This is a genomic window from Rhodohalobacter sp. (assembly GCF_041686455.1).
Classification (GTDB): Bacteria; Bacteroidota; Rhodothermia; order Balneolales; family Balneolaceae; genus Rhodohalobacter.
Genome location: NZ_JAWLDW010000119.1, coordinates 1 through 7,734, shown reverse-complemented (window position 1 = coordinate 7,734; position 7,734 = coordinate 1). Strand labels below are relative to the sequence as shown.

Sequence of the window (7,734 nt, the reverse complement as noted above, 5' to 3'; positions counted from 1 at the left end):
ACAGGATTATCTGTTGGAGCAGGTTTCACCACCTGAGGATCAACGTATCCAGGAAGAAGATCTGCAGCATCTGCCGGACATTGTTCAAACCTGGCTGAAGAATTCCGGAGCCATAGGGAAACCGGAAGTGACATTTGTACGGCTGAAACAAACCGGAGAAATGAGGACTTCACCGGACGGCAAATGGTTGAACTTCAATGCAGTACAATATTTTGATGTAAAAGGCCCTGCATTTAACTGGTCGACAGAAGTTAAGATGATGCCTCTGGTTCATCTTGTAGGAAGAGATAAGCTGACTGACGGCAATGGTGAGATGATCATTAAATTGTTATCGCTTTTCAATGTTGTAAATGAAAGGGACAACCAGAAGCTCAACAGCGGAACCATGATTCGGTACCTCGGTGAAATTTGCTGGTTTCCGTCGGCCGCCCTAAATGATTACATCAGCTGGGAAGAAATTGATGAGACAACTGCAAAAGCCACGTTGACTGTAAATGGAGATGAAGTTTCAGGAATCTTCCGGTTCAGCGAAAATGGAGACTTTACATCTTTTGAAGCCGAACGATATTATGGAGGAGCAGAGGATGCTGAATTACGGAAGTGGGTTGTGGAAGCAGAAGAATTCAATACTTTTAACGAATATCGAATACCAAACAAACTATCCGTAACCTGGAAACTGCCGGAAGGCGATTTTACCTGGCTGCATTTAGAAGTAACAAATTTGGAAGTGAACAAGTTTAAACACTGATTGCAATTTGTCCAGAAATTGATGAAAAATCCTTTGTAGACCCCTCTTAATTTCGTTACACGTGTCGCTAACGCTCGGAGCCCCTTATTAGGGGAGAATTTGTCAACATTATTATTCTTTTCTTAAACTGAATCTAAGGTAAATTTGCACAGTTTATTCATTCATCGGGAAACTGCGGATGATGCATAATTCGGTCAACTTGTTTTTGATGATGCCCGATATGATCTTCCATGAAATTGACAGTCTGTTTCAGAGTCAAATATCCAGCTCTTGGATGTTTATAAATCGTTTTTGAAAAGATCTCTTCATCTGCATTTAGCAAAAGCTCTTTTAGTTCTTCTCTGACGCTATTCCACTCCTCAATAGTTGAATCGAAATCGGGATAATCTTCCTTTACTTCTGCAATTTTGGGAGCTTTGAATTTTATGGGTAGTGCTAGTGCCATCTTCAGCAAAAAAGCCCTTAATTTTGCCTTTACTCCAACTTTTGGAATGTTTTCGGCATCTCTCAGTTTTCTTTTGATATAGACAAGAGAAAGCGATTCAGCGGTTACCAGATGACGCATCACCTGCAGCATATTCCAGGATTCTGTCTCCGACTTGAATCGAAGCTGTTCTCTGTTTTGCTGTCGGTAGAGGTTTAAAAAATCCTCTCGTTGCTTTTCAAGCTCGTTATATGCACTGATTGTTCGATCTTTCATGAATCCAATGTAATGTATTCACGAGTCATCTCCCTGCAGCGATTCCACACGATCTCTGTTATATCTTTACGATCTGCGTATGAGGGATATACATCTGAGCCCAATGCCTGTTTGATATCCGTTAAAAGTCCACCTTCGGTAACTGCAGGACGCATCAGTTCTGCCCGATGGTTGAATTGGATGCCGGTATGATTTCTGTACTCGATAGAGGTACACAATCTGTAGTACAGGTCTGCGGTATATTCAGGCGGTCTGAAAAACAAATTCTGAAATCGTGCAATGATTCTCCAGCCGGGTTTTATTTTTTGCAAGGACTCTTCAGACATGGTCGCCCCGTTTATCTGAATGGAATTTACTTTTATGCCTTCCGGTTTGAAAAAATCAGCCATTTTAAAGGTGAGCATCAACAGAGCCATTTTTGAATTCCGATAGTTGATATAGACGCTGTGTGCCGGGTCATTTACATTTTCACCTCTTAAATTTGAGAAATCTATCTCCTTCTTTGGATTCAAAAAATGCTTAATGATGTTACTCCCGGCATTTAAAACTCGCGGATCATCAGATCGGGAAAGAAGGTTTTTAAGCAGGTGTGTCAGTAGAAACGGTCCGACTACATTTGTTGCAAAAGTGATTTCGATATCATCATCACTCAGCTTGTAATCAGAACCGTGGTTGAAGTATGCTGCATTATTAATCAGAATGTCAATATGGTCGAACTCCTGTTTTATTTCATCACAAAACTGTTCAATCGAATTGAAAGTTGACACGTCCAATTTTTTAAGTAGTACAGAAGAGTTGTTAGTTTTTTTGCTGATCTCCTGCTGAACCGGCAGACTCTTTTTAATATTTCTGCAAGCCATAATTACAACATGGCCTTCTTCGGCAAACTTCAGAGCAGCAGCTTTGCCGATCCCTGAATTGGCTCCTGTAATAATTACTCGTTTTGGTTTCATCAGTCAAACATGTGAATTTGTACATGAAATTATAAAATGCGGGAATCATAGTATTAATGATATCAGGTTTTCCACTATCGATGGTTTACAATAATACTTACAAGTAAAGTTCATCATTTTATATATTATATGGTTATCGGGTTGCAAATCTGAGTTTTCGGAATTCAATTAAGAGGGCTATGGAGCCAGTTAAATCACAATCTTCTGAGGAGAAAAGTACAGAGAAACCGTGGTTCAATCTCGACACAGAGAGTGCTGTTAAAAATCTTGAAAGCTCATACAGTAAAGGTTTATCTGCCGATGAAGCGATCCGCCGGCTTGAGTATTATGGCCCCAATGAGATTGAAACTCAAAAAAGAATGTCCAAATGGCAGATTCTTCTTCATCAGTTTAAAGATCCGTTGATCTATATACTGTTGGCAGCAGCATTTGTAACACTGATTTTGCAGGACTATACCGATTCAGCTGTCATCATGGTTGTTGTATTACTGAATGCAGTGATTGGATATTTTCAAGAATCGAAGGCGCAAAATGCAATTGAAGCACTTTCGAAATTAGCAGCTCCGAAAGTGATGGTCATCCGGGATGGAAAAGAGAGAGAAATTCCGGGAAAGGACTTGGTTCCGGGAGACATCGTTTTGCTGACCTCAGGCGGAAGAGTAGCCGCGGACATGAGGATTCTGCACTCAAATGGTTTAGAGGTGAATGAATCTGCCTTAACGGGTGAATCGATGGTGGTTCGAAAACAGGAAGAAACTATAGACAATGAAAGTCCTGTGCCAGGCGATCAGAAGAATATGGTTTTTGCCGGGACAACGGTTGCCCAGGGCCGGGCGAGGGCACTTGTGGTACGAACAGGTAAATCAACTGAACTTGGTAAAATTGCATCCTCTGTTAAAGATATAGGAGTTACCAAAACACCGCTTCAGATAAAGGTTGATAAGCTGGGGCATATGATCGGCTACGTAATTGTAGGTTTTGCCATTCTGATTGCGATTATTGGATTGATGCATCAAATGGGGCCGGCTGAAATTTTCATCACCGTGGTAGCAATGGCAGTTTCCGCGATTCCGGAAGGACTGCCGGTTGTACTTACGGTTACCCTTGCTATCGGTGTGCGCCGTATGGCTAAACGACGAGCGATCATCCGGTCTCTGCCCGCCGTTGAGACACTTGGCAGTACAACGGTAATCGGTTCGGACAAAACCGGAACGCTGACCAAAAACGAGATGACGGTCCGTAAGATCTGGGCAGATCAACAGTTTTACGAAACTTCCGGGGCCGGTTACAAGCTGGAAGGTGAAATTTTGAAGGATGAAAAATCCACGACCGTTCATAAAAACTCTGCGCTCTACAAAACATTGATCACAGGAACGTTATCAAACGAAGCAAATTCGGCATCACTTGCTTACGCTGAACCTCATGGAGATCCTACAGAGATAGCCCTTCACGTATCTGCTCATAAAGGGGGATTTGACCTTAAAAAGAATGGAGATCGCCCGGAAGAGCTTGATTTAATTCCTTTTGAGCCAGAGCGGCAATTTATGGCTACGCTTAATCGCGTAGAAGGCGATAATATGATCTTCATGAAAGGTTCGCCCGAAGTAATTCTGACCAAGTGCTTACACGTAATCTCAGATGGAGAGAAGGTGCCATTGGACCGGGAAGAGGCACTTAAAGCGGCAAAAGAGATGGCTGCAGAGGGATTACGTGTTTTGGCTATGGCTTATCAACCGACAGAGAAGGAAAAGCTCGGAGATCCCAAAGAAATTGATTCCGGATTTACATTGGCGGGTTTACAAGGAATGGAAGACCCGATTCGTCCCGAAGCTTTGGAGGCCGTTAAAGTAGCGCAGGAAGCGGGTATTCGGGTGGTGATGATTACGGGCGATCATATCGATACAGCCGTTGCGATCGGTCGGCAACTGGGTATGGATCACGAGCAGCATGGAGCCCTGGAAGGTAAAATGCTCGATCAAATGTCGGACGAGGAGCTGGATTTAAAACTTAAAAATGTAAATATCTATGCACGCGTAACACCACAACATAAGCATCGAATAGTGGAGAGACTCAAGGAGTTTGGCCATATTGTAGCCGTGACGGGAGACGGTGTAAATGATGCGCCGGCGCTAAGGGCTGCTCATTTAGGTGTTGCAATGGGTAAAACCGGAACGGATGTTGCCAGGGAGGCCTCCGATATGGTGCTGTCGGATGATAATTTCTCAACCATTACAGCCGCCATTGAAGAAGGTCGAATCGTCTTTTCAAATATCAGAAAGGTCACGTTCTTTTTGCTATCGACTGCTGTGGGTGAGGTGATCGTCATTCTGGCAGCTGTTATTATGAACTGGCCGCTGCCGTTTGTAGCCGTTCAGATATTATGGATCAATTTGGTAACCAATGGATTGCAGGATGTTGCGCTCGCGTTTGAACCGGGGGAGCCGGGAATTGCAGAACGAAAACCAAGACCTGTAAATGAGGGTATTTTGAATGGCAGACTGGTGGAGAGGCTTGGCGGGGTAGGTATTGTTCTGGCTGCAGGTACAGTCGGAAGTTTTTGGTGGGCTATGAATCAGAGTGGCGGTGACCTGGATGTTGCAAGAACGGTTGCTATGACGCAAATGGTCGTATTTCAGTTCTTCCATGTGATCAATTGCCGGTCGCTAGACCGCAGTATTTTCAAGATCAGCTTTTTTTCCAATAAATTTCTATTTGTCAGTATGTCGGCTGCCTTATTGGCCCACCTGGCTGTACTTCATCTTGGTTTTCTCCAATCTGTATTCAGAACCGTACCGCTCGATTTCGAACAGTGGCTGGTGATTGTAGGTATTGGTTCCCTGGTCATTCTCGGTGGAGAGATTGATAAAATTTTCAATCGTTGGCGTGAAAGTTTTATTGGATAGTGAGAGGTTGATGGTAAACTTCCATCAATTTAATTCATTACTTCCCATGAATTATACTTGCCGATATTTTCCGGTCAATACTTATCAATCATTAAAAATTGACAACTTTATTACTGTTTGAATTAGGTTTGATTTTTCTGCTGCGCGTTTGATGGGTGTAAGCGAGTTGATAATTGGCTTAACAATAGTTGCTGCCGGAACCTCACTTCCCGAAGTGTTTACTTCGGCTATTGCAGCGTTTAGAGGAGAGAGGGATATTGCGGTTGGAAATGTAGTTGGGAGTAATATTTTCAACCTGCTCGGCGTACTTGGGTTTACTGCATTTATGACTGCTGACGGCTTAAACATCAGTTCACCTCTTGTTTACTTTGATCTGCCGGTAATGGTATTGGTTTCATTACTGTGCCTTCCTATTCTTTTAACAGGTACACTTATAAACCGGAAAGAGGGAGCTTTTCTGTTAGGTTTATATCTCATCTATGTCATATTGTTGTATTCTGTCAGTTAATTGACAGCTGGGTCAATGAGCGGATTTCTACTAAATTTGATGTTTCTGTCAGTCTCAACGATGGAACCGGAGTAAATGTGCATGAGAGATTCTATTTGAATGGAAATCTATAAACAGGTTTGAGCGAGGCTTTACCGGACTTTTCTTTTGGTAAGGCTGGACAACACGGTTGAAAATGATTTTTATAAAACTGAGTAAAAGTCGTGAAAACTCAGTGTTGGTGGTGAAGCAATATCCATCTGCTTTGTAGGGAAATTCCTTACTTATGTGAAGGGATATTTATGATTCATCTTGTAAATTTTTTGACTATAGTGATAGAATAAGTGATCCGTTCTTTTAATTTTGAGTGAAAATAGAGTGGGTAATTTCAGCGTTTAATTTGAGTAGAAGTCTGAGTTGTGAGGTAATTTGTATGACCGTACAAACTTCAACAGATAGCAAGAATATCATTGATTGCATCCAGCATGGAGTCATAATTACGGACTTAAAAGGCCGGATCATATATACAAATTCAGCTGCAGACAAAATTTTCGGTTACGGAGAAGATCAAATCAAGGGGAAATTTATTCGAAGTTTATATGGAGACGAAGATGTTACACCATTTTTAAAAGTCGTAAAAACTTGCTTTCATGGTGAATCTGTAAAGGGAAATTGGCACGGTATAAAAAGTAATGGGACGAAGGTTTGGCTGGATGTGCGTGCTAAAAAGGTGGATAATGTAGATGGATTTCCCGGATGTGTTATTTCAATTGTAGAGATAGATAAATTGATCCAGACAAAAGAAAAGCTGAAAGAAGTCAAGGCTCTTTCCCAAAATGTTTTTGAAAGTTCAACAGATGCTATTATTACCTTTGACAAAGATGGTAGTATTTTGAGTTCAAACAGAGCTCTTAGGGATCTGTTTAGTTACAAAAAATCAGAACTTGAAGAACAGTCGCTTAATTTTTTATTACTGACACAATTCAATGAAGATGATGAAGATAAACTCCTCGGTCTTGATTTGTCTGTTGATAAGAATTTGACGGGAGAGAGCAAAGAGATGCGGGGAAGAAACAAAAACGGAGAACTTTTCCCGATTGAAATTACAGTAAGTAGAGTTGCCTGGAGAAATAAAAAGATATTTACCGGTATTATTCGTGATTTAACTGCTCGCAGAAATCTTGAACGGCGTATAATTGAATCGGGCCAGGAAGAGAGACGCAAAATCGGAAGTGACCTGCATGATGGATTAGGGCAAATGTTAACCGGAACCCGAATGCTGACTGAAAATCTTGCAAAAAAATTAAAAATAGAAGGATCGAAAGCTGCTGAAGATGTGGAAGAGATTGCAATGATGATTCGGGAAGCGGATGAGTTTGCAAGAACACTGGCCCGGGGAATGGTTCAGGTCGATATAGAAAAAAAAGGATTGAGTGTTGCTATTCAGGAACTTTGTGAACAAACTAAAAAATTAACCGGGGTGTCTTGTGAATTTCATGATTTTGAAGATGCCGAAGTATATGACCACAATCTGGCCTTGCACCTGTATAGAATTACCCAGGAGGCCATTAACAACGCCATCAGGCATGGCAAGCCGGACAATGTAAAAGTGAGGCTTTCAAATAATGAACGCCATACCGCCCTTTATATAGTAGATGACGGAACCGGATTTTCAGAGGAGAAAATACCTAATGAAGGATCGGGAATTGAAATAATGAAATACAGAGCCCGGGTGATGGGCGGTATATTTGAAATCATCAGAACAACGGATGAGAAGACACAGATTCGATGTGTTATTCCAAATAACATGCAACATTTTGAATAAAAAAGAGGGCGAAATGACAAATCCATTCAAAAAGAGAATCTTAATCGTTGATGATCACCCTATGATGCGAAAAGGTTTAGCCAGTACCCTGGAAATGGAGTCTGATTTGGAAGTGACA

Annotated in this window: 6 protein-coding genes; 4 read left to right on the top strand and 2 right to left on the bottom strand. The window is 41.6% G+C overall.

All coding sequences use genetic code 11. The features are described 5' to 3' along the window. Window positions 1–748, top strand: a 748-nt coding sequence (locus ACESM0_RS11555; protein ID WP_372906364.1) for a DUF6544 family protein, incomplete at its 5' end; no start/stop codon positions are given. Between the two features lie 157 nt (window positions 749–905). On the opposite strand, the gene ACESM0_RS11550 is transcribed toward ACESM0_RS11555, so the two are convergent. Next, window positions 906–1,448, bottom strand: coding sequence for a DinB family protein (locus ACESM0_RS11550; RefSeq protein WP_372906363.1), 543 nt, complete (start codon window positions 1,446–1,448; stop codon window positions 906–908). Beyond that, window positions 1,445–2,401 (bottom strand): SDR family NAD(P)-dependent oxidoreductase, encoded by a 957-nt coding sequence (locus ACESM0_RS11545; RefSeq protein WP_372906362.1) that lies wholly within the window; start codon window positions 2,399–2,401, stop codon window positions 1,445–1,447. Before ACESM0_RS11545 ends, ACESM0_RS11550 begins: the two co-directional genes overlap by 4 nt. A gap of 179 nt (window positions 2,402–2,580) precedes the next feature. Between ACESM0_RS11545 and ACESM0_RS11540 the strand changes: the two genes are divergently transcribed. From ACESM0_RS11540 to ACESM0_RS11530, 3 genes are all read left to right on the top strand, one after another. Beyond that, window positions 2,581–5,304, top strand: a complete 2,724-nt coding sequence (locus tag ACESM0_RS11540) for a cation-translocating P-type ATPase (RefSeq protein WP_372906361.1) — start codon at window positions 2,581–2,583, stop codon at window positions 5,302–5,304. A gap of 151 nt (window positions 5,305–5,455) precedes the next feature. After that, entirely contained in the window at window positions 5,456–5,812 is a 357-nt protein-coding gene (locus ACESM0_RS11535) for a sodium:calcium antiporter (protein WP_372906360.1), read from the top strand. Between the two features lie 412 nt (window positions 5,813–6,224). Then, complete coding sequence (locus ACESM0_RS11530) at window positions 6,225–7,616, top strand: PAS domain S-box protein (protein ID WP_372906359.1); 1,392 nt, start codon at window positions 6,225–6,227, stop codon at window positions 7,614–7,616. The last annotated feature ends 118 nt before the right edge of the window (window positions 7,617–7,734 follow it).